Genomic DNA, 859 nt, shown 5'->3' with positions numbered 1-859 from the left:
ACTAGAGGCAGGGCTACCAAAGGTGCTGCCAATGCATTGCTTTCCAGGATACACCTCTATAGAGGGGGAATGGCAGTTGGCGGCCGATAAAGCCAAGGCAGTTTTAGATGCGGAAGCAATTTATGGATTAGCGGGTAATTATAGTTTCTGGGGAGAAAACAATAGTGAATATGTGTTTTCTATTCAGAATTCAGAAATTGACAATGGTAGAACTGGCTCAGGTGGTTGGGGTTCCTATTACAATTCTGCTGAAGATGGTGGTAGGGGTGATGCACCTTTTTCTAATGCGCTTATAGAAGCCTATGCTACAAATGATATGCGAATCACAGCGCTTTCAAAGGAAAATGTAAATGGTGAAGGCGTTTCATTATTGTATACAACAAAGTTTCCTGATGTAGTTACTCATTCTGACAATTCACCTATAATAAGGACTACTGAAATTGTGCTAAATAGGGCAGAAGCATTGGCTCAACTCAATGGTGTCAACGATGAATCATTGGCATTGATTAATGATTTTGAGAGTATAGAGCCGGCCTAGAAGGCTTAAGTGCTGGAAATTTTGCTAGTAAAGAAGCTTTTATCGCTCAAAATTCTAGAAGAAAGAAGAAAAGAATTGGCTTTTTGAAGGTACACAAGAAGAATGGACCTTCTAAGAAATAACCTACCACTTAGGCCTGAAAGTGATACTTACTTTGATGCGTCTAAGCCAGGAGAGGATAGAACAATATTGCCGAATTCCACAAAGAGAATTAGATATCAATTACTGGACTGGTTCAAAATCCAGGGTTCGAATAAACATGGCTTATACAATGGAATGAGCATTGTGTATTTCGGGATAAATTGGATGACAGATAAGAAG

Annotated in this window: 1 protein-coding gene; it reads left to right on the top strand. The window is 39.5% G+C overall.

Annotated features, from left to right (window positions below; all coding sequences use genetic code 11):
* A partial coding sequence (locus ADIWIN_RS15615) for a RagB/SusD family nutrient uptake outer membrane protein (protein ID WP_152487278.1) occupies positions 1-538 on the top strand: 538 nt, incomplete at its 5' end.
* Positions 539-859 lie beyond the last annotated feature (321 nt).

This window comes from Winogradskyella psychrotolerans RS-3 (assembly GCF_000427335.1).
Taxonomy (GTDB): domain Bacteria; phylum Bacteroidota; class Bacteroidia; order Flavobacteriales; family Flavobacteriaceae; genus Winogradskyella; species Winogradskyella psychrotolerans.
This window is presented reverse-complemented; position numbering and strand designations above follow the sequence as displayed.